At 43.6% G+C, this 21,487-nt stretch carries 20 protein-coding genes and 1 pseudogene; 16 read left to right on the top strand and 5 right to left on the bottom strand.

The window, feature by feature from the left end; translation table 11 throughout:
- Positions 1-15: 15 nt before the first annotated feature.
- Both MHH57_RS17430 and MHH57_RS17425 read left to right on the top strand, forming a co-directional pair.
- Positions 16-342: a hypothetical protein gene (locus MHH57_RS17430; protein ID WP_029515492.1), complete on the top strand. Its 327-nt coding sequence runs from the start codon at positions 16-18 to the stop codon at positions 340-342.
- A 22-nt stretch (positions 343-364) separates the two neighbouring features.
- The gene (locus MHH57_RS17425; RefSeq protein ID WP_029515491.1) at positions 365-766 is read left to right on the top strand and encodes a hypothetical protein; all 402 of its coding nucleotides are present in this window, start codon (positions 365-367) and stop codon (positions 764-766) included.
- Between the two features lie 128 nt (positions 767-894).
- Here the strand turns inward: MHH57_RS17425 and MHH57_RS17420 are convergent, their stop codons facing one another.
- Entirely contained in the window at positions 895-1,899 is a 1,005-nt protein-coding gene (locus tag MHH57_RS17420; RefSeq protein WP_209950137.1) for a hypothetical protein, read from the bottom strand.
- Positions 1,900-2,159: 260 nt separating this feature from the next.
- On the opposite strand from MHH57_RS17420, the gene MHH57_RS17415 reads away from it, so the two are divergent.
- From MHH57_RS17415 to MHH57_RS17375, 9 genes and pseudogenes are all read left to right on the top strand, one after another.
- Complete coding sequence (locus tag MHH57_RS17415) at positions 2,160-4,922, top strand: alpha-L-rhamnosidase (RefSeq protein ID WP_209950138.1); 2,763 nt, start codon at positions 2,160-2,162, stop codon at positions 4,920-4,922.
- Positions 4,923-4,936: 14 nt separating this feature from the next.
- Positions 4,937-6,130 (top strand): MFS transporter, encoded by a 1,194-nt coding sequence (locus tag MHH57_RS17410; RefSeq protein WP_165149771.1) that lies wholly within the window; start codon positions 4,937-4,939, stop codon positions 6,128-6,130.
- A gap of 28 nt (positions 6,131-6,158) precedes the next feature.
- Positions 6,159-7,157 (top strand): annotated as a pseudogene (locus tag MHH57_RS17405) (helix-turn-helix domain-containing protein).
- Positions 7,158-7,250: 93 nt separating this feature from the next.
- Positions 7,251-8,258 carry a phosphotransferase gene (locus tag MHH57_RS17400; protein ID WP_029515486.1) on the top strand — a complete coding sequence of 336 codons (1,008 nt, stop codon included), beginning with the start codon at positions 7,251-7,253 and terminating at the stop codon, positions 8,256-8,258.
- A gap of 84 nt (positions 8,259-8,342) precedes the next feature.
- Complete coding sequence (locus MHH57_RS17395; protein WP_209950139.1) at positions 8,343-9,503, top strand: immunity 26/phosphotriesterase HocA family protein; 1,161 nt, start codon at positions 8,343-8,345, stop codon at positions 9,501-9,503.
- A gap of 30 nt (positions 9,504-9,533) precedes the next feature.
- Positions 9,534-10,052: a hypothetical protein gene (locus MHH57_RS17390; RefSeq protein WP_209950140.1), complete on the top strand. Its 519-nt coding sequence runs from the start codon at positions 9,534-9,536 to the stop codon at positions 10,050-10,052.
- Between the two features lie 35 nt (positions 10,053-10,087).
- Positions 10,088-10,747, top strand: coding sequence for a DUF2625 domain-containing protein (locus MHH57_RS17385; RefSeq protein ID WP_209950141.1), 660 nt, complete (start codon positions 10,088-10,090; stop codon positions 10,745-10,747).
- Positions 10,748-10,775: 28 nt separating this feature from the next.
- A complete protein-coding gene (locus tag MHH57_RS17380; protein ID WP_209950142.1) occupies positions 10,776-11,210 on the top strand; it encodes a hypothetical protein in 435 nt (144 codons plus the stop codon).
- A 52-nt stretch (positions 11,211-11,262) separates the two neighbouring features.
- Positions 11,263-11,799 (top strand): SMI1/KNR4 family protein, encoded by a 537-nt coding sequence (locus MHH57_RS17375; protein WP_209950143.1) that lies wholly within the window; start codon positions 11,263-11,265, stop codon positions 11,797-11,799.
- 106 nt (positions 11,800-11,905) lie between these two features.
- Here MHH57_RS17375 and MHH57_RS17370 read toward each other — a convergent pair whose 3' ends face one another.
- The 3 genes from MHH57_RS17370 to MHH57_RS17360 are packed head-to-tail and all read right to left on the bottom strand — an operon-like array spanning position 11,906 to position 13,740.
- Complete coding sequence (locus MHH57_RS17370) at positions 11,906-12,490, bottom strand: alpha/beta hydrolase (RefSeq protein ID WP_165149781.1); 585 nt, start codon at positions 12,488-12,490, stop codon at positions 11,906-11,908.
- Between the two features lie 16 nt (positions 12,491-12,506).
- Positions 12,507-13,055, bottom strand: coding sequence for a DUF1697 domain-containing protein (locus MHH57_RS17365; RefSeq protein ID WP_318627424.1), 549 nt, complete (start codon positions 13,053-13,055; stop codon positions 12,507-12,509).
- A gap of 34 nt (positions 13,056-13,089) precedes the next feature.
- On the bottom strand, positions 13,090-13,740 hold the full coding sequence (locus tag MHH57_RS17360) for a hypothetical protein (protein WP_069010526.1): 651 nt from the start codon (positions 13,738-13,740) through the stop codon (positions 13,090-13,092).
- Between the two features lie 181 nt (positions 13,741-13,921).
- Here MHH57_RS17360 and MHH57_RS17355 point away from each other — a divergent pair, with 181 nt between their 5' ends.
- The 4 genes from MHH57_RS17355 to MHH57_RS17340 all read left to right on the top strand — a co-directional run bounded on the left by MHH57_RS17355 (position 13,922) and on the right by MHH57_RS17340 (position 18,160).
- Entirely contained in the window at positions 13,922-14,917 is a 996-nt protein-coding gene (locus tag MHH57_RS17355; protein ID WP_069010527.1) for a hypothetical protein, read from the top strand.
- Positions 14,917-16,002 carry a hypothetical protein gene (locus MHH57_RS17350; RefSeq protein WP_069010528.1) on the top strand — a complete coding sequence of 362 codons (1,086 nt, stop codon included), beginning with the start codon at positions 14,917-14,919 and terminating at the stop codon, positions 16,000-16,002. The genes MHH57_RS17355 and MHH57_RS17350 overlap by 1 nt, the downstream gene beginning before the upstream one ends.
- An 83-nt stretch (positions 16,003-16,085) precedes the next feature.
- Positions 16,086-17,027 carry an ADP-ribosylglycohydrolase family protein gene (locus MHH57_RS17345; protein ID WP_029515476.1) on the top strand — a complete coding sequence of 314 codons (942 nt, stop codon included), beginning with the start codon at positions 16,086-16,088 and terminating at the stop codon, positions 17,025-17,027.
- Positions 17,028-17,239: 212 nt separating this feature from the next.
- Entirely contained in the window at positions 17,240-18,160 is a 921-nt protein-coding gene (locus MHH57_RS17340; protein WP_342434332.1) for a hypothetical protein, read from the top strand.
- A 43-nt stretch (positions 18,161-18,203) separates the two neighbouring features.
- Here MHH57_RS17340 and MHH57_RS17335 read toward each other — a convergent pair whose 3' ends face one another.
- Positions 18,204-18,773 (bottom strand): TerD family protein, encoded by a 570-nt coding sequence (locus MHH57_RS17335; protein ID WP_069010531.1) that lies wholly within the window; start codon positions 18,771-18,773, stop codon positions 18,204-18,206.
- A gap of 177 nt (positions 18,774-18,950) precedes the next feature.
- Between MHH57_RS17335 and MHH57_RS17330 the strand changes: the two genes are divergently transcribed.
- The gene (locus MHH57_RS17330; protein WP_342434331.1) at positions 18,951-21,338 is read left to right on the top strand and encodes a polyprenyl synthetase family protein; all 2,388 of its coding nucleotides are present in this window, start codon (positions 18,951-18,953) and stop codon (positions 21,336-21,338) included.
- The last annotated feature ends 149 nt before the right edge of the window (positions 21,339-21,487 follow it).

Below are 21,487 nucleotides of genomic sequence, written 5' to 3'. Positions count from 1 at the left end.
ATTGGAGGAATGCAGATGGGGTGGGAGTATGGAATTAAGGTCGCAGATGTTAAGGATATTAAAGCACTAATGGAACGCTTAGCTGAAGCATTGCCTAGGATTGACGGATATCGGATGCAAAGGGATGAGGATGGTTTTGTTCTGCTTCAGAATAATTCTGATTGGCCTGAAGCGCTTCAGATTTCAGTGGAAGAGGCAAGAAATATTGAAGGGTTAGAAGATGATGAACCTTATATCTATTGTCTATTTCATATCGGCGGCGGAGATGCGATGGGGTTGAGGGAAGGAATGTGTAGGGCACTGGAAGAAGAGAAATGCGCTGCGGATTGGTTCGAGTTGTAGCCGAAGAGAGGAGTAAGAGAGAGTGACTAAGAAAGGAAAAACAGAGATTCAGACACTAATCTATCGCTATAGTGGTCCAAGAGCCAATATTGGATATACTTTTGAACCGCTGCGCTATGGGGATACAGATGAGCCAAAGCTGGAGGAGATGATCTTCATCTACGCAGATGACTTTGATATCGTGCTGTCTGTGTTAAAGTCCAAATACCCACTTGTCGATCCTGACACGGGGGAAACGTATGAGGCTTTTGATGCCTGCTGGGATAATCCGATTCAGGCGTCGGTATGGCATGAAATATTAACAGAATTGGATGCTTGGCCTGCCAAGGAGCCAGAATTACGCATATTTATCGATTCCTTTACAGCATGGGTCAGAGCGCATTTGAAGCAAGCAGATGGTATTATCGTGACCGGAAATCTGTAGAGGAAGGCAATGCACTGCAATCCGTATTTTCGCTGCCCCTCGCTTCGAGGGGCAACTGGAAAGCGAGCTGCTGGGTCAAATGCCTCGTTCTTTACATTGCATGCGACAGGCTCCTTATGGCAACTGGATTATTGACGTTGCTTCCGAATCCGGAGTAACTTTTGCTCCAATTTGGTATCACCCATAAATTTGCTGACAGATACAGCAAGCTGATATTGAATGGTCCCCATATTGTTAGCGGCAGGTTGAAGAACCCCTTTTATCGTTTGCCATAACGAAGTAGCCTGTCGGCTTTTTGCTCCAAAATGCATGATGATGTGGATACAGGCTGTAATTATATTGCGGCCAAGTCCGTACAGGAACCATTCTTTTTCCTTAGTAATAAGCGGAATGATGGTTGCCATCGTTTCCCAAGCTTCATCCCATCGTCCTGTTTCAATGAGCTTTTCTGCCAAGCTGGATGCAGTAGAACAGTAGTTACTAGAATTTTCTTCTATTTTCTCCATTTCAGCCAGCTTTTTGAGGGCTTCAATTTCACCTTCTGGATGGTTGCGCCATCTCTCATGATAAACGAGTGTCCGCAAATTTTCTTTGTCCCAATCCGTCTGCTCTCTGATCCACAAATCAATAAATAATGATAGGTATACATCTTCCCCGAGTTCACTCGCGATATTGATGCAATCTTCAAGATCAGCTGTATCTTTGCTGAATAAATATGTTTCCAAAATCAACTCAGGATCAAACCCGGCGTATGTATCGAAATTGGCTTTCTTGGCCTGCTGGAACAAAATTTGGTCCTGTTCACGCTCATACTTTTGCAGTAAAAAAACGGCATAGTATAGAGCATCGCCAATCCCCTGAAAACTGTTCGTTTCCCTATCTATAATCTCATTAACGAGCAGCCTTCTCACAATCGGTTCGTAATGCGGGGAATCTCGATCCTCACGATTATACAAAGCCAAAAGCACCTTCAAGCGATGGGTATAATTGGCATCACTTTTTCCATATTCCTCACTGTGTTGCTCCAAATAGTCAACCTTCGAAAAATCGGCGTGATCACTTATTAGACTCTGCAGCATTTTATCATAGGGTGCCATCATCTGATCCAGCAGCTTTTTGTAGTTCGTTTCCATTACTGTAATTCTCCTTTCACTGATCGGCTTAATACTACAATCCATATGTACAAAAAACAAGAGTTTTCCTTTTGAGTACTGCGCTGTCACACGTACATATTTTTCTAATAGACCCATTTTAAGATTCGATATGAGGGATGGACATTCAACACCTGTAAATCAAGCATACAACATGCAGGGATACAACATTGCGCACAACTAATGGAAGCGTTTTAATTTGAGTATAGAAACACAAAAGAAGATCTCAGGGAGGACATAAGATGCTAAAAGTGAAAGCGCTTATATGTGAACATGTAAACAATCCGATTGGACTGGGTTGTCTAAAGCCTCGATTAAGTTGGCAAATTGAATCTGACAACATATACGTTTTCCAAAAACGCTTCCAATTGCAGGTAGCCATAAATCCCGCTTTTGAACCGCTGCTCTGGAATCATTTTTCCTATTCGGAACAATCCATTTTGTTTCCCTATGAAGGTCCTCCACTCGAATCAGGACAAAGATATTATTACCGGGTAAAAGTATGGGCTCAGGGAGCGGGTGACACCGAACCCGAGGAATCGGAATGGAGTGAGATTGGCTTTTGGGAAATGGGGCTGCTCCATGAGCAGGACTGGAAGGCACAATGGATTACAGTGCAGGAGCGAAGCATCCATGAAAAGTTTCAGACAAGAGCCCCTTTTGCTGCTTCCAAGTGTTTTTCAGTTGAGGGAAAAGTGAAAAAAGCAGTCATTTATGCCACAAGCCTTGGTCTGTATGAGCTGGAGCTCAATGGACAAAGAGTAGGCGATGCCTACTTTACCCCGGGATGGACAGATTATAACGATCGTGTTCAGGTGCAAGCCTATGATGTGACTTCTACCGTTCGAGAACAACATAACCGCATCACAGCCACGGTGGGAGAAGGCTGGTACAGCGGCTATCTAGGCTGGCAAAAGCGCAAGGATACCTACGGGAACACAAATGCTTTGCTATTTCAAATGAAGATTAGCTATGAAGATGGCCGTTCAGAACTCATTTGCTCTGATTCTTCCTGGGAGGAAACGAGCTGTGCCATTTTGATGTCAGATATTTATAACGGCGAAATCTATGATGCTCGACTGGAGCAGCAGGCAGCCGAACATCGCTTCTTGAACGAACGGAAAATGATGCAGGTCGCCCCGTTTCCGTTAAGTCATCTGGTTGCTCAGGAGAACGAGCCTGTCCGTGTAATGAACCGATTAAAGCCTGTTGAACTGATTTGGACTCCTAAAGGCGAACTAGTACTTAACTTGGGTCAAAATATGGTAGGCTGGCTGGAATTTAAAGTGGAAGCCCCCGAAGGTACGGTTCTGAATCTGGTTCATGGTGAAGTACTGGATCAGCAAGGGAACTTTTACCGAGATAATATTCGTGATGCAGCGCAGCAGATTACGTACATTTGCAGCGGCAAGGGGACGGAGATATTTAGGCCGCATTTCACTTTTCAAGGCTTCCAGTATGTGAAGCTTGAGGGCTTTCCGGCTGGCGTAGCCATTGAAGATTTTACAGGCGTTGTTTTGCATTCAGACATGGCGACAATTGGCTTGTTCGAGACATCCGATCCAAAGCTGAACCAACTCCAGCACAATATTGTATGGGGACAAAAAGGGAACTTCCTGGATGTGCCGACCGATTGCCCGCAGCGTGATGAGCGATTAGGCTGGACCGGCGATGCACAGATTTTTGCCAGAACGGCCAGCTTCAATATGAATAGTGCTTCCTTCTTTCGAAAGTGGCTGAAAGATTTGGCTTACAACCAGCTGGAGAATGGGGCTGTGCCTTTTGTCGTGCCGGATGTCCTCAAAGGAACCTTTGCAGACAATATGGACCAAACGACAGCCGCATGGGGAGATGCAGCAGTTATATGTCCGTGGACGATCTATCAATGTTATGGGGATAAGCAAATTCTAGCTCAGCAGTATGACAGTATGAAAGCATGGGTCGATTATATTCGTGCCCAGGGGACCGAGGAACATTTGTGGGATACTGGTTTGCAGCTGGGAGACTGGCTGGCGCTGGATAGCGAGGAAGGAAGCTATTTTGGAGCGACCGATGGAACGTTGGTAGCGACTGCATACTTTGCGTATTCGACTCATATCTTGGCGCAGACCGCCAAACTGCTGAATCGCTATACCGATTACAACACTTATCAAAGCTTGCATGAGGGGATTAGAAGCGCTTTTGCGAACCGTTATTTTGATGACGCTGGCAAACTGACTTCTAATACCCAGACTGCACAGGTTGTGGCTTTGCACTTCGGATTGGTACCAGAAAAATATAAAAAGCAAGTGGTTCAGGAGCTCGTACGGCTGATAGAAAAAAATGATATGCATCTGGATACTGGCTTTGTAGGCACACCCTATCTATGCCTGGTTTTATCCGACAATGGCTATACAGATATAGCTTATAAAATTTTATTTCAGAAAGATTATCCTTCTTGGCTCTATCAGGTTGAACGGGGAGCAACGACCATGTGGGAGCATTGGGACAGTATCAAAGTGGACGGCTCGTTCTGGAGCACCGATATGAACTCGTTCAATCACTATTCGTACGGTTCAGTTGGAGACTTTATGTACCAAAATATTGCCGGTATCGATGTGCTTGAAGCGGGCTACAAAAAGTCACGGTTAGCACCCAAACCGCCTGTTAATCTTACTTCGGCCCATGGCAAGCTGGAGACACCTTATGGTGAGGTTGCTGTCCATTGGGAAATCGTGAATGAAGAAATGCGGATGACGGTTCACGTACCACATAATACGACAGCTGAGATTACGCTTCCGGGCGTTCTAGAGCCAGATGCATTACAACAGACCATTACTAAGCAATACCCGTCGATTCAGTATCCGCCTGGTAATGTGCCACAAGAGCTGGCCGGGAAATCAGGTTCTCCCGGAGAACAGGCGATTTTCGAACTGAGTGGAGATCATGAATTGACGTTTACCGTCGGATCTGGACAGTATACGTTCCAGTACAAATACAACCAGAGGCTAAATAACATAGACTAGAGGTGAGAAGCTTGATGAATATTAAAAACAAAATATGGTTTAAAACAGCATTGTTGTCCATTTCCTTAGTCCTGACATCAGCGAGTGCTATTTCAGCTATCATCCCGATGATGCTGAACCAATTACCGGGAGTCTCCAGTTCACTGATTGAAAGCATAGTTACAATCCCATCTTTCTCGATGATGCTGTTTGTGCTGTTGAGTGGCCCGATCTCTTCCCGCTTGGGTAAAAAAAATACAATCCTGCTAGGACTTTTGCTCGTGGTCATCGGCGGAATACTTCCTATGCTCACTACGAACATTACATGGATTCTCGTGTTGCGTTTGGTGCTAGGTGCAGGTCTGGGGATGTTCAATTCGCTGGCTGTCAGTTTAATTAGTGATTTTTTTGAAGGGGACGAACGTGCTCAATTGGTAGGTTTTCAAAGCGCTGTACAAGGGCTCGGAAGCAGCTTGGCTACCTTTGTGGCAGGACAGCTTGCCCTAATCGACTGGCCGTTTGCTTTTTTGTGCTATGCGATCACTATTCCTATCGCACTGTTGTTCTTTTTTATCATTCCTGAACCAGAGCGTGAGGAGCCTACAGTGAGCACGACAGGAACGGGCCAAAAGAGTGGGGGAATGTCCCTACCTGTACTTGGATTAGGGGCTGCACTTTTCCTGTTTATGACCTTTATCATGATTGTGTATACCAAAACAGGTATTATGATTGCTGAAAAGAGTATGCCTAACGCAGGGTTTTTAGGGACCGCTTTGACGCTGTTCTCCTTGTCAACTATGATTGCAGGCTTCTTGTTCGGTAGAATATATAAATGGTTCAGAAATTACGCACCTTTTATCTCCAGTTTATTAACAGCGACAGGTTTTGTCCTGCTGTGGTTTGCTCAGAATGTGACCATGGTTACGGTTGCCATGCTGATCATTGGCTTTAGCTTTGCGCTGTTTATTCCTTATATTTTTACGATACTAACTAAAATCGTACCTAAAGGCAGTGAGACGATATCTATTTCGATTGCAATGGTAGGCTCCAATTTGGGAGCGTTTGCTTCGCCTTATGTTATCAAGTTAGTTGGGGTGTTGTCTGGGAATGAAACTGCCTCATTTTCCTTTCTCGTCTCTGCGATTGTATTTATGATTGCTGCGCTCCTCTGTCTGGGAATCGCTATTAGAGGAAAGGGAAGCAAAACACAGACGGCAGTTCACAGTTAATGGGAGTCTGAAGGAGGAGTCTGTGTTTATGAACCTTCATGAGTTGGATCAGTTGCTGAGAAGTAAAACTGAAATTGAACTTTTACAATAGCAAAACAATCAAGTGATTAATGATCTCTCCAAAGAATCGGAAAATGAGCGATTTTTTGATATAAATCAGAATATGTATCGAATGCCTGCTTTATTTTTCTTCGGAGAACATGATATTTATATTAGCAAGCACAACAGGTTTGCTCCGATGCTGGAGCACATGCATGAATTTATTGAGTTAAACTATGTTTACTCAGGTAAGTGCAACCAAATCATAGCGGGTAAAGAAATTGAGCTTTGTGAAGGCCAAGTGTGTGTCCTCGATAAGGATGTACCGCACAGCATCGCACCTTTGGGAGAAAACGATATACTGATTAATATCCTCCTGCAAAGAGAAACGATTTCATCCCTATTTCTACAGCGGCTATCTAAGAAAAAAAGTTTGATCGGCGAGTTTCTTGCCAATTCAGTCCTCCAGCATCAGCATCATAATCACTTTATTATTTTTGAGTCACAGCATAATGAAAACCTTCAATATATATTGCGTAGAATCTTGATCGAATATTTTTCCAGGCAAGAGGATTCAATGGAGCTGGTCAAGGCTTATTTGTCCATTGTATTTGGGGAATTGGTCCGTGTATTGGAAAGCGAGCATAATATTCACTTAAACCAGCAGGAAAGTAATATTACTTCTATTCTGAATTACATGGAAAAGCATTATCAGCATTTAAGCCTCCAGCAATTATCTACTCATTTTAATTACAATAGTACGTATTTAAGTAATAAGTTGAAAAAAGTAACCGGTCTTACTTACACGCAGCTTATTGCCAACATTAAACTTAATGCGGCCTATTCTTTGGTAGTCAATACCAACCTGCCATTCGAAATGATCTTTAAGCAGGTCGGATATAACAGCATGAGTTTTTTCTATAAAAAATTTAAAACAGCGTATGGTGCCACCCCGCAGAATATCCGAAACAAACAAATGAGGAAATGAAGGATACACAAGGACGTCCAATTCTAATGGGCGTCTATATTTGTTATAATATCGGCAAATTCATAAGCGGATGTTTAATAGGGAGGATACATTTTGGAAGCGGTATTAAGACGGCACTGGCCGGAGTGGGACGGGACACTACAGAGACGAACCGGAGGTTGGAATAATACGACGTATTTTGTTAAGAGCGGTGGGCGAAGTGGGGTACTGCGCATCTACGATACACACAGGGATCGGAACAAAATAGAATTTGAGCATGCGGTTTTGCAGGAACTGAGCAGGCATTCTCTATCATTCAGGGTTCCAATGCCAATCCGAACGATTACGGGAGAGACACTTGCACAGGTTGAGAAGGATAGTGGAAAATATGTGTGTCTGTTCGAATACATAGAAGGCACATCCCCATCGGAGCAGGATCCTAGCTTTGCCTATTCTTTTGGCGAGGCTGCTGGCGAATTATCTGCTGCACTTGAAACACTCAATCTTGATATGACTCCAGTCTATCGGCCGTATTATGCTTTGCAGCAATCCTATCCATTATGTAACCGGGAAGTAATCCAAGGCTTTTGTTTAAACCCGCCGGAGCCTCTAAAAGATTTCCATGAGGAGCTGCGTTTGATAGGAAAAGTATATGAAGAGATTATAGATTCACTTCATGCATTGGAAGAGTTGCCGCATCAGCTTGTACATGGAGATTTGAACGCTTCCAATTTGTTGGTAAAGGATTCTGACCCTAGTCAGGTGGCTGTACTGCTTGATTTTGAATTTTGTACGCTGGACGTTCGGGTCATGGATCCGGCGGTCATTTTATCAGGATTTTTGGGACAACCGGAGGAAACGACAGCTGTTCGTGATTTTTGCCGGGGCTTCAGCCGTCAGGTTCGTTTAAGCCAATCCGAGGTTGACGCTTTGCCTGTGTTAATGCTGCTTAGGAAGGTAGACGTTTTTCTTCATTTTATGAGTCGCTTTCTGGAAGGAACAGATCAGCCACACGTGCTGCAAGAACAGATCAAACAGATCACGGCCGACTTGCTCCAACTGTCTACTAGCAGTAGCTGGATTCAGGAGGAGTTAGTCCAAGCTAGAATAATGTATGAATAAACGAGCTACATGCCGTGTTATGTTATAATTTCTGGAATAACAGAAATGAAGTCTACTGAATTGTACTCGGAACAGGAGGAGCAGATGAATAGTTGGTTAACGAACGCGTTACGACCCTATTTTGGGCTGGAGACGCTGGAAGAACATTGGGACGTAGTAGAAATTAAAGAAGGATATTTTATTTGTATGGATGGAGATGTTATTCGCAAGCGAATTTCTTCCAAAGAGGATGCTTATGGAGAAGCTGATGTAGAGATTTTTACTCGTGATCGGGCATTTGTTCTGCCTAAAACGGCTCGTGGCAAAGAGAAAAAACTGAATTATACAAGTGTTTCGAGCATCACAGCAGAAGGTGTGTCCTTTTCAGCAGGCATTCGAAGAGATCGTAATATTAGTTATGTTACTGCTGTGAATAGCAAAACTGGCGTGAGATTGCCCATCACTGGATGTGAGCATTTACATAGTAAAGAAGAGATCATCGATTGGCTTCAACGTTACCCGTCGCTTGTGCCTAACGACTATGATCGTAAGGTGGAACGATTGAAGCATATGAAAAACCTGCGTTATAAAACCATTCCGGGAGACATCTTCCGCGTGGAAATAGACCTTTTTACAGATGGCTATGTACTGGTCGTCGGAGATTTGCGCCAAATGCAAAAGGATCAGTTGTTTGCAAAGGAGAGCATATGGAATAGTGTCATGACAATGCCTTTGTTCGTACGTCCGTATTTGTGTACAAGTCGTGACCGTTCAATAACTTTGGAATCCATCACGGCCGCCCCGTTATCTGATACAACCTGGATTGTCATGGATGATTCCTTTATGCGAGGGTCCTACGAGCGGATAGGGCATAAAGCGTTGGCGGAAGAGGATATTGTGTTTCCGATTGGTTACGGCAGTAGCATAGATAGCAGTAAAGAAAGAATATATAGACTGTCCTGGGGAACGGGCACAATTTCCAAACCGGAAGAAAAGACAGTGTTCAAGTCTTCGCGCGAATTGTTAAATAACGGTGTATATTCAGGTGTCATTGCAGACTGTTTTGGTCCTTGGGAAGAGCGGGAGTGGCACCACACGCTGGATAACCCGTTGTATCGGGAAGAGCGCCGAAAAGCACTGGCCGAATTCGGATTCCCGGAAGACATTTCGTACGATGAGTTCAATCGCCAAACAGGAGGACTGACGCGTTCGGAATATCTCGCATATTTGACAAGGACTTATAGCGGAAAAAGAAAGATGAAATGACACGGTTATACATCCTTTTAGGAGGTACGAATGAAATATCTTAAAGATTGTCCGGAACCAGGCATGGGAACCTGGTATTTTGAAATAGACTCAGACGGCGTAGCCTATCGGCAAATTGTGATCCAGGATGACGGTACTTTTATTGCTTCTAATCGTAAGCACGAGCAATATCATTTCTTGTTAGCAGAGAAAGCGATTGATGATACAGAGCCCTATTATACGAAAATTACAAAAAAAGAGTTTGAAGAAATCTGGTCCAGCAATCTTCACACCTCCAACAAGGAATGGCATCAAGTCAAAACCGCACTGCCGGTTGGGACTAAGGTAACTGGATATATTGAAGCCTTTTTTCCACACGGAACACTAATTCATATTTTCCAGCACAATGCAGTCGGATTGGCAGACACCCATTCATATGCGGAAAAGGCCCCATCCGAGTGGATGTATCCGAGGCATGAGATCACGGCGATTGTCCAAGGCTACGACGAGCTGAATCAGTGGGTGATTTTAGAGCAAACGCAGGTTTTCGAAAATCAGTTCAAAGGTTGAAAGATAGATATCGGAATACAGGAAGGAGAATGGATATGCATACGTTAACGGTTGATGAGCTGGTGGATCAGGACAACCATGCATGGGAAGAGGTCAGAAACATTCTGCAAGAAGGGAATAATCCATTTCGCATTGTACCGGCAGAATCGGAATCTGTTAGGGGAGATTCGCTCTACCGTTTGCAAGTGAGCACCAAATCGTACTTGGGAACGGTTGCCTATGAAACAGGAGGGATCATATTTGACCACGGATGGATCACCTTACTGGGTGCAGGTGGGCCTGAAATTTACGGCAGTTTGGCTTCGTGGAACGGGCTGCAAGAGCCAGTGAGCGTTGCTGCACTTGGGGGAATGCTGATTGTGGCCTATGATGCAGCAGGTGGCTTCTTTGGATTGGATACAGGGAAGTTTGGACGTAGCGGCCATATCTACTATTTTGCACCGGATGCATTGGAGTGGGAATCCACTGAGCTGGCCTATTCCGGTTTCTTGAGCTGGTTGGCTGAGGGAGATTTGGGCTTGTTCTACCAGACATTCCGCTGGAATGGTTGGCAGTCGGATATGGAGCAACTTCAGCCAGGAGAGGTATTTGCTTATTATCCGCCGCTATGGACTCAGGAAGGTGGCGGAGAGACCAGCCACAAATCACCTATAGCACTAACAGAAGCGTGGCAGGCGGTGACGGATCGGGAATAGCCGCGAGTGGGGAGGGGGACATAAGATCATGAATCATTCCATTCAATCCAAACTGATGCAGCTGAATGAAATACTTTCTCAAAATAACATTGACCATTACTACATTTATGATTATACAAGTCGCCCCAAGCTGGTACTAGCAGGGAGCTTTGACTTTAGCTATTATCACAACATAGAGATTACATTTTACGAGGTCTCGTTTCTTTCCTGTCCGGGTGGTGTATTTTCAATTGAATGCTTTAGACTGGCTAATGACAAGGAATTGGAAATGTTAAAAACTGTCTCTTACGGATTTCTTGAGGGGCCTGTGATTTGTATGGAGGATCAAACGTTTGGTACCCGATTTTTCATTGCTGCGGAAAGCTTGGATTACGAGCTCAAGACCGTTTTTTACTATAAACGTGAGAACCTTCAACCTCATGAGAGTGTGGCTGAATGGGTTGAAAAAGATGGAGAAGGTTGAAAAAGATAGCAACAACAACTTTTAGAGACGTGAAGGTAGGAGGGTGGTTATTATGTGGAGTATTCACTTTGAACATCAATTTATAAAATGTCCGGAAGCAACTGGTGAACAAATCGCGAATTTTTTGAGCACATGGAACATCAAGCTATCGAAGCAGGAAATTCACGAAATCCAACAAAGACAAGTGAACCCTTTTCCGAAATCGTCTCCATTTTATGATCAATATAAACCGCTAGATCCTGTTAGCTGGCATTTGCCCCAAGGACAATTTCCTGATAGTTACATAGAATTGCTGAAATATTCTAATGGCGGTGAATTTCAGAATGGAGAACGTTATTTCCAGTTTTTCAATACTGAAGATTTGAGAGAAATGAACCTCGCCTACGAGCTGCCAGAGTATATGCCGGGTGCCGTGTCGTTTGCGATGGATGGATGCGGTAACCACTATATGTTTGATATGAGAGAGGAAAAAAGAAACAATGAATATCCCATTCTTTTTGCTCATTCTGGTAGTTTGGGATATGACGAATGTGAACAGGTTGCCCATTCATTTATAGAGCTGTGTACGGAAAAATGGGCATTGTATTGATATCTTGACTAAACATACGCTTTATTCCCCCTAATTCATCCAGTAGAAAATGTAAAACCCGCAAGCTGGACCCTTTTTGCCAGGTCTATTTTGCGGGTTTTTAACGCTACTTATTTTCATTTATCATTTCCATTAAAACTTGAGAGACGATCGGTAAGGTGGTAAAGCCGTCACTTTGTAAAAAGTGTCCTCCATGATCTAATTCGTGAAAATCAGCCTGGATATCTTCCGCTAGTTTCTTACTAAGTGCAAAGGGGACAATCGCGTCGTCCTTTGAAGCTATAACTACACGCGCTTTTAGCGAATCCATGATCTGCTGATGATCCAAATGGTCATTTGTAAATTCATCTAATGACGGCAGGCTTGGCAATGGATCAGTAAAACCGGAAACGAAAACGGCACCACCTAGTGGTTCCGGGATATTGACTTGCTGCAGGTACCTTAATATGGATACACAACCCAAGCTATGACCAATAAAATAGGTGTCTTTATGTAAAGCTTTAATATTTTGCAATAGATGCTCAATCCACTCATTAAGTTTGGGGGCTTGCGAGTTGGGCATATCTAGTATATTTACCGAAACCCCGTCTTCCTGTAATTTATCTTGTAACCAAGGAAACCAATGATCTGTTGGCGAAGCTGTGTATCCGTGGATTATATATACTTGTTTTTGATTTTGTAGGTTTGTCACAGTGTTTTTTCTCCCATTATTCAGTGTTTAGTTCATGCATCAGCTTATAAATCTGACGGGTTGTGTTCACATTCCGCACCGTCATTTGCTGATACAGCTTGGTGCCGACTAATTTCGTTAACCCGCTTTTTGTGACTTGTTCTTTGCTGACAGAAAACAGAATGGCTCCGGTCGTATAGATGACATGTCCAATTCCCGGTTTTAAAGGAAGCTTGTCCAGAACGGAAATATCGTTAATTTCATCCCACAGAAACATTACATCACTTTTCATCTGTGTATCATTAGCCCATTCATTCGGCAGTGCCTCCATAATGCTCTGAATCTCCTTCATATTACGGACGATGACGCGGATGGGTAAGCTAAAATCCTCCAGAATCGCCTGTTCCAGTATGAGTGATAGCTCCTGGTTGGGCCGCTCCTGACTGGAAAAAATAATGTTTCCAGAATTAATGTAAGTTGTCACATGCCCCATCCCTGCATGTTCAAACGTTTGCTTGAGCTTCTTCATCTCGATTTTGTTATTGCCGCCCACATTGATGCCCCGCAGTAATGCGATATAGATCATAAAAAGCCCCACCTCTCTTTAACAAATAGGATTTCTAACAAAAGGATAGGTAATTCAGCAAATACGTGGTTTGGTTTTCGCCCAACAAATGATGTAGCAATGGTTTTACGTGCTCGATATATTCTGCTTTGGTTTCGTATGTATCTTCATCTATCAATTCTCCCTTAAAGGTACAGGCACCTTCAATCAGGATGGAAAGAGCCGTAAAGAAGTTAGCTAAAGAGTCAGCAACTTGCTGCGCTGCGCCACCTTCAATTGCAGCATATACAGGGGAAGCAGGTGCGCTAGTATCGACAATGACTGGATCATCATTAAACGTGGCAATTACAACATGGTGGGAGGGCCACGAAGATGACTCATGAACAAGCTCTCCAGATGTAATGAAGCGATAGCCCAGCTGTTGGCGATATAAATGTTCTGGTGCGACAAAAAAGAGAACAGCAGCATCCCCGATTTCAACGGCCGCATTTTTCAATTTGTGTGTTCCCGCTGCCTTAGCATCGATCATTTCATAATGGCTATATAGGTACTCCAGCTCAGGGGATAGAGGAATCCGCTTGTCCCAGCAATCTGTTATACTCTCTGAACGGGGCTGGATATAGTGGTCTTGGAACAGCCCGTAGGCTGCATTATATAAGTTTTGCTGGTGTACAAACCGGGTAATCGCTTCGCTTAACTGTTTCATAGGTGTGTATTCCTTTCTAATCGTAGACTATGACCTGTGACATCACGTTTTACTTTTAGCATTAAGATATCATAATATAGAAATGAAGAACATATGTTTCTGTAATTATGCTACCTTGTCAGTCGATCCAGAATAATTTTACAATATAGGAGTTCGAAAATAAGGTGCATGGAGGAGAGAAATGTCTTTTTCTATAATATACGATTACAAATTAAGAGCCTACTTTAATGAGCGCATTTCTGATTTGAATCATGAAGATCTATTTTATTCCTATCCTGATCAAGAGCAAAATTTAAGAATATTAACTCTGAATATAAACGAGCAGAATCATATTTCTTTAGTACGATGGCACGATTTATTTGATAGGTCGCTATTTACCAAAATGGATCATCCCATTTTAAGCGTAGCGGATGCTGAACGTCTAATTCGATTGCTTTCGCTCATGTTTAACGTTTTTGATATACATAAAGATGTTGCTTATAGCCGAAAAAACTTATGTTGTGTTTATTATCAATATCAAGTTTCACATCTAGCAGAGAGAGGGAATGAATTCTCGCTTACTCAGGACAGACTATTTTTCCTTCACCAGCTTTTATTTGAACTGGGTTTAGGTGATGACATTTATGATCGTCTAACGATTGAAAATAATAAGATACTGTACAGCATGGAAGACGGACAGCAGTATGATTTGCACATTCTAATTGACATGTTGCATGAGCATATTAACAAAAATAAGATGGATATGGATACCCGAGCAGCGCTGGGGAAAATAAAAATTTTGCAAGGACAGTTGGTCAACTTCATCTTGGGCAGTCATGATGTATATGATTTTCCGTATGATGATTTCAACAAGTCGTTTGCAGAAGCAACGATGTTTATACAAGCCTATAACTCTAATAAAAATAGGGTATTAGAGCTGCTGATCGACTCTATTAATGAGCATCAATCTCCAACAGAGCAGTTCATCTCCAATATGATTTTGATGAATTACTCCTATTTTGTTCTCAAAAGTAATCCTAGCGAAATTACATATCTTAAACTATTATGTAAGAAAAAACCGGGAGTTTTTATGAAAGTATTGACTGCATTGCTTGAACTCAGATTTTTTGTCGATAAATCCAGCTTCACAAATACGGGTATAAATTATTATTTATCCAGATTAAAAGGGGTTAAATGATGCCATTTCATCACGTTTCTTTACCCGATTTACCACAGACTATCGGACGTCTTACGGCCATTCATCCACTAAAGGGTGGCTCTCAGGGAAGCATAACCCTGCTAGCACTAAACACACAGGCAGAACTGTGGAGACTAGAACTTCGCTCTGGCAGCGCAGAATTATGCACACATATTTGTATTCCTGATTTTAATCCCCTGCAACCTGTCCAAATGGTGACCAGTCCTGACGGCAAGTACGTGGCGATCTCCAATCGATTTGGCCGACATGCGGCAGTGTATGATTTAGTCCATGCTCAAGAAAAAATGCAATTATCACGGGACGAATACCACTACGATAAAAGTATGTTCCCCCTGGCATTTGTACATCAAGACGGTGCATGTATCCTTGTTCATGGTACGGAATGGAATCGGCTGGATCTGACGGATGTAGAAACAGGGAGGCTTTTAACAGCAAGACCTACCCCAGTTTATAACAGCGAAAACAAAGATGAGCATTATCTAGATTATTTTCATGGGAGGCTCCTGACTTCTCCAGAGGGAAAGTGGATTGCGGATACGGGATGGGTATGGGCTCCATTAGGAGTAGTCCGAACTTGGTCCTTATCTAATTGGCTGCTGAACTCATGGGAATCGGAGAATGGTCCGTCAGTTCGCCATCTTTGGCAAACCATAGATTGGGATGGGCCAGTGTGCTGGACAGGACCTGATACATTGGCGGTTTGGGGACAGATGGATGCCGATTTACTGGAGGAGGAAGATTGGGGAGAGGAAGGAGTGGAACCGGCGGTTGTCCTATTCGACATGGCTCAGCCTGGGTATCGACGAGTGCTTGCTGCGATCCCGCCACTAAATTGTAAGCCTGAAGAAGACGGGATTTATCCATATCCCCAAGCGGATATGGTCGTTTCTGGCGACCGATTATTCTTATGGGGGAAAGGAGTCCCGCTTCAGGTATGGCGGCTTTCAAGAGGTGTGCGTGAAGATGTAGATACGGAGCGATTTCCACTCATTTACCATCAAGAGGCAGGAATTTTCATTGAATTAAAACCGGATAGCGGTTGTACAGCCTTAAGCTACGAATAATGGCGTTACCGGATTTTCTTCCTTCCAGTGATATGGAAATATATGCATTAGCTATAACAATTATTAAAGGAGTGTACATCAAAATGGCACTGATCAAGGATCGTTTTTATGGAAGTCTCGCTGGACTGGCCGTGGGTGATGCTTTGGGAACCACTGTGGAATTCAGCAGTCCAGGTACATTTGAACCTGTAACGGATATCGTGGGCGGCGGTGTCTTTGGGTTAAAGCCGGGGCAGTGGACCGACGATACGTCTATGGCACTTTGTTTAGCCGAGAGTATGGTGCAAAAAGATAGCTTTGATCCAGCGGACCAAATGCGTCGCTACACCAATTGGTATCACCTGGGATATATGAGCAGCACGGGAACGTGCTTTGATATCGGCGGTGCGACGAGAGCAGCATTGCATCGCTTCGAGGCCACTGGAGAGCCGTACAGTGGGTCCGTTGACCCCATGACTGCTGGTAATGGCTCGATCATGAGGCTTGCACCTGTTGCCATGGCCTATGCGAACCGTCCGGAAGAGGCCGTGATGTACGCCGAACTGAGCTCGCGAACCACCCATGGAGCAGTCGAAAGTGTGGAGGCCTGTGCTGTGCTTGCTTCAATCCTTGTGGCAGGTCTGCGGGGAGCGGACAAAGAATCCATGTTATCAGCCGACATCTGCTATAAGTGGCGGCGGCAGGAACAGCCAGCTTATTCGGCAGCCATTGAAGAAATCATTCAGGGATCTTACAAGGATAAGGAGCCGCCCGAAATACAGGGAACCGGCTATGTCATTCGTTCCCTTGAGGCTGCGCTGTGGGCATTTCACCATTCGACTTCGTTTGAAGAGGGGGCACTGCTGGCCGTAAATCTGGGGGATGACGCCGATACGACCGGGGCGGTGTATGGGCAAATTGCAGGAGCTTATTACGGGCTAAGCGGTATCCCGAATCACTGGCGTGAGAAGCTGGCGATGAAGGAGATGATCGATGAGCTGACTGAGGCTTTATGGCAGAAGGCCGACAAGGGCCAGACACTTTAAGAGGGACATCTATAAAGATCAAGCTGGGTTACTTTTATTATGAGCAGAACCCGGCTTTTTTTGTTCCCAATATTTTTGCCGATGCCTCATCTCTTGGGATCACTATCCATATCGCCATACTTCCGCCCTCCTCAGTAGCATGTTGTTATGACAAAATGAAGTCCAGTACAAATCATACTTCACTTTACTGATCTTTCAGAGGAGGAACTACATTGTCACATCTAAATAAACAGCTTCATTCATTTGTCGATATTTCCAACTATACTAAAGGGTTTGAGATTGTTTCAACCCAATTTGGCCCTGATGGGCGCGTGTATATTTTGCTAATTGATAAAATCCCGGAACGAGTACGAGGGATGTTCCCGCCTGCCTCTCTTAAAGAGAGACGTACTTACAAGATACTCATTATAGACGATCATATTGAAGAAGTGTATGTGGAGGGACAGCAGTTTAACTATCATTATGTACAGCCTCTACATCATCATCTACTGCTCGTCGGAGCGCGATGTCATTATTATGGATCGGGCCAATATGATTTAAATGGTAAAATTATTGATTATGAAGGTCGTACTGTGAATGAACTGCTGCTTGGAGACGGTATCCAGAGTGTTCAGGTTACAGGGGAAGGTACGATCTGGACCAGTTATTTTGATGAAGGTATATTTGGGAATTATGGTTGGAATGAGCCTGTGGGATCCTCCGGCCTTGTCGCTTGGAATAAAGAAGGACACAAAATATATGAAAACCAAGCGGCAGACATTCATGATTGCTATGCTTTGAACGTGGTCAGCGAACAGGAAATCTGGTTTTATTACTATTCAGACTTTTCGTTAGGGCGTATTTCCGGTAGCGACCGTACGAATATTACGTTTATGAATCCGAGGATTTCCGGCTGCTCGGGGGTGGCTACAGATGGGTATCACTTTTTGTTCGATGGCGGGTATGGAAAGAACGGACAATATGTCTTGAAAAAGAATGTGAAGCCAGGCAACTTAAGCAAAGGACAACACATTCGATTTTTAAATGACGATCAAGAGTTCCTTCAGCCGCACGAACAGGATTTCAGAAAAGACCGCCTGCTGCTCCGTGAAGGTTCTCTGCTGTATCAGGTGACTATAGGAGAGTTAGCGTAAAAACCCACGTCAGACGTGGGTTTTTCCTTAACACCAAAAATGCTTATTCATACGTTTTTACAAGCTCATTCAGGGAGGTAATGGTGCTTCCTTCTCCAATAGCACCGAATTTCCACTCCCCTCCATAGCGGTATACTTCACCTACACGGATACTACACATCCCTTTATAGTCCTCTGTCAAGTTGTATCGGAGAATCTCTTCATCTTGGGACGCATCCAATACTCGAATATAAGCATTGTTCACCATACTGAAATCTTTACGTCTACCAAAGCTGAAAAAACGGAATATATTCACAATAAATACGACTCTATGCACTTCCGGTGGTAGTTGCTGGAGGGAGACGGTAATGACTTCATCATCACCGTCGCCATGTCCTGTCAAGTTGTCACCACTATGTACGACGGCCCCACAAGGGCTATTTTTGTTTCCGAAATATACTAGATTTTTCGTCTGGGTCAGCTTGCCGTTCTCATTAAGAAGCAGCGCTGACGCATCAATATCCATGCTTCTACCCTTCATAGGGTCCCATCCAAGGCCTACTTTTAGCACGGATAAGTATGGATTATTTTTGGTTAGGTCTACCTTCTGTCCTTTAACTAGACTAATACTCAACGTTATGCCTCCCTATCATTATTTTCGTTCTACTCTGAAATTGTAGCATATATATAGAAGGATATAATCTATTCGTAACTTCACAGACTTTATTCCGTATAAAGATAAAAACATGATCCAAATTCGTTCCCTCAGGGAGAAATGCAACCATGTTTAACAAAATGAGAAGTTGAGGTAATGCATCATATGAATGAAAAATTTCAAGTCGATACAGGATATCAGCTGGCTGAACAGAAGGCGCTTCAGTATTTTGCATCACTCTATAATCAGGTCAAGAATAAAACTTATGTGACCTCTCTTACAGAAGATATCCATATATGGAAAAGGAATCATATCCATTCTTCTTCATGGTTATCCTTCTTTTCGCGGAATAAGAGAAAGCCGGATACCCGGGATTATTACAGATATATTCAATGGCTGAGTTACACAGGGAAACTGGATGATTATCTGAAGCGGAGTGTCTCTTATATTTACATGAGGGATCTAGGCAAGGCTCTAGATTCTGTCGACACACAGACCCGGATTCAGCGCGTCATTGCTGACGTAAAAAGATATTTGCTTCAACCCACCCATGCTAACAGGAGAGATCAAGCGGAGTTTATGAATTTAGCCGGGGTGTATCGGTGGTCTCAAAAGGAAGGGATCGAAACCACTGTAATCTGGCTAATCAACAAGCTTAACTCTGTAGCTTCTCATATTCCTGAGGAAATGGATGCAGAGCATGCCCAGCGCAAACTGATTAAAATCATCATTGGGGTTATTCTGCATGTGATGGAAGAAATGGACGAAGCCGTGACACCTGTTGAACGTTCGCGCAGACTGGATAAAGCCATCAGGCTTGGGTATTCCTATGGGTTGACTTATCCTTTTATTGATGATCTGCTCGATTCTCAGCTGTTGACCGTTCAAGAGAAAGAACAATATTCCCATATGATACGTACCGCGCTTCTTACCGGATCTGTGCCAGAACTGGGCGACTGGTCCGGCGATCATATGAAGTTCATTCGCTATATCCATTCGGAGCTCTCGGATGCTTTTGAGTATATTAAGGCACATCAGCGGCCAGACACACAGCAAACCTTTTTCGAGCAGTCCTATGTTTTCTTTCATTCTCAAGATATCGACCGGGATAAGGATATAAAACAAGCTAATTACACCAATGAAGAGCTTTATATACCCGTTATTTTAAAATCTGCTTCTTCCCGCCTGATTGTCCGTTCCGTGATTAGCGCTCCTGAGGATGAAGGGTTTGAGCAACGAACATTCTTTTATGGTATCTATAACCAGCTTGCTGATGATTTTGCAGATATGGCCGACGATATGAGGGACGGTGCGGTAACACCCTATACCTATTATTTAAAATATCATCATCAAAGATCGGATTTGATCAATCCCTTCGAACTATACTGGGCGGTCATTTCTCACTTGATTCATAACGTGTATGACTCGGATGCTATGGCTCGTGAAGTGATACTGGACCGTGCAATAAATGGACTCAAACGTTGTAAAGAACGGGTAGGTGCAGAAAAGTACAATGAAATAATGGAGATTTTTGCATCCGGAAATCCGGAATTTAATCGTCTCATCCAGAAGATGGTGGGTAAAGCGGAGGATGTAGATTTCTTCGATAAGCTGCTTCGGGATCAGATGATTACTCAACTGAAAAATGATTCGAAGGAAAAAGAAGACTTTATGAATACGATCAAAACCGTCCGTGATCAGATTAACAACCAATTGAAAATTACCAAGCCTTCTGGGATTGAGGCCATGAAAGAACAGCTTATTGATGCTGCCAATTATAGTCTTGAGGGGGATGGGAAAAGGATACGCCCTATATTGACCTGGGTCATGGGTGTGAACGAATATGGCTTAGACGCATCGGCAATCGTGCCCCTTCTGAGATCATTGGAATATATGCATACAGCCTCCCTGATTTTTGATGATTTGCCTTCCCAGGATAACGCGTCTACCCGTAGAGGGCGTCAGACATTACATCAGGTGCACAATAGCGCTACTGCGGAATTAACCGGACTATATCTGATCCAGAAGGCTATCGGGGAACAATCGTCACTGAACCAATTCAATGCTGAGACTGTACTTGCCTTGATACAATATTCGGCTCGTAAGGCAGAGGATATGTGTATGGGGCAGGCGATGGATCTGGATTCCAAAGGAAAGGCTTTGACATTGGAACAGCTGAATATGATGTGCTTTTACAAAACAGGAGTGGCGTTCGAGGCTTGTCTCGTTATGCCAGCCATGCTCGCACAGGCCGAGGAGCTGGAGATTGCTGCTTTGCAGAAATTTGCCTATCATATGGGAATTGCTTTTCAGATTAAAGATGATTTGCTTGATGTGGAAGGAGATACGCTGTTACTTGGAAAACCTGTGGGTCAGGATTCAGATAACAATAACTCGAATTTCGTGTCCATCCTTGGTTACGAAGGTGCCAGTAAAGAAATGTGGGAGCACTACTGCCTTGCCATGGAAGCATTAAAAGAGGTACCCCGCAATATCGCTTTTCTGAAGCACTTAATGAATTATATTGTGAACCGGGATCGTTAAAAAGAATTGTGCCCCATAGCTCCATAGGAGTGGTGGGGTGTTTGTACGTTGAGACAGTAGAGTTGCTCATACTTCCTTGCCCCTCTTTGGTGATCATCTAATGTAACGCAGATACGTCTGGATAAACAAGCAAAGATGTGAATATCTGG

Source organism: Paenibacillus sp. FSL H7-0442 (assembly GCF_038593105.1).
Lineage (GTDB): Bacteria > Bacillota > Bacilli > Paenibacillales > Paenibacillaceae > Paenibacillus > Paenibacillus polymyxa_D.
The sequence above is the reverse complement of the archived record's forward strand: the minus strand, read 5'-3'. Positions and strand labels throughout refer to the sequence as shown.

Coding starts and splice junctions, on each gene's coding strand:
- MHH57_RS17430 (WP_029515492.1), top strand. CDS start 16: ATGGGGTGGGAGTATGGAATTAAGGTCGCAGATGTTAAGGATATTAAA.
- MHH57_RS17420 (WP_209950137.1), bottom strand. CDS start 1,899: ATGGAAACGAACTACAAAAAGCTGCTGGATCAGATGATGGCACCCTAT.
- MHH57_RS17415 (WP_209950138.1), top strand. CDS start 2,160: ATGCTAAAAGTGAAAGCGCTTATATGTGAACATGTAAACAATCCGATT.
- MHH57_RS17410 (WP_165149771.1), top strand. CDS start 4,937: ATGAATATTAAAAACAAAATATGGTTTAAAACAGCATTGTTGTCCATT.
- MHH57_RS17395 (WP_209950139.1), top strand. CDS start 8,343: ATGAATAGTTGGTTAACGAACGCGTTACGACCCTATTTTGGGCTGGAG.
- MHH57_RS17390 (WP_209950140.1), top strand. CDS start 9,534: ATGAAATATCTTAAAGATTGTCCGGAACCAGGCATGGGAACCTGGTAT.
- MHH57_RS17385 (WP_209950141.1), top strand. CDS start 10,088: ATGCATACGTTAACGGTTGATGAGCTGGTGGATCAGGACAACCATGCA.
- MHH57_RS17380 (WP_209950142.1), top strand. CDS start 10,776: ATGAATCATTCCATTCAATCCAAACTGATGCAGCTGAATGAAATACTT.
- MHH57_RS17375 (WP_209950143.1), top strand. CDS start 11,263: ATGTGGAGTATTCACTTTGAACATCAATTTATAAAATGTCCGGAAGCA.
- MHH57_RS17365 (WP_318627424.1), bottom strand. CDS start 13,055: ATGATCTATATCGCATTACTGCGGGGCATCAATGTGGGCGGCAATAAC.
- MHH57_RS17360 (WP_069010526.1), bottom strand. CDS start 13,740: ATGAAACAGTTAAGCGAAGCGATTACCCGGTTTGTACACCAGCAAAAC.
- MHH57_RS17355 (WP_069010527.1), top strand. CDS start 13,922: ATGTCTTTTTCTATAATATACGATTACAAATTAAGAGCCTACTTTAAT.
- MHH57_RS17350 (WP_069010528.1), top strand. CDS start 14,917: ATGCCATTTCATCACGTTTCTTTACCCGATTTACCACAGACTATCGGA.
- MHH57_RS17345 (WP_029515476.1), top strand. CDS start 16,086: ATGGCACTGATCAAGGATCGTTTTTATGGAAGTCTCGCTGGACTGGCC.
- MHH57_RS17330 (WP_342434331.1), top strand. CDS start 18,951: ATGCATCATATGAATGAAAAATTTCAAGTCGATACAGGATATCAGCTG.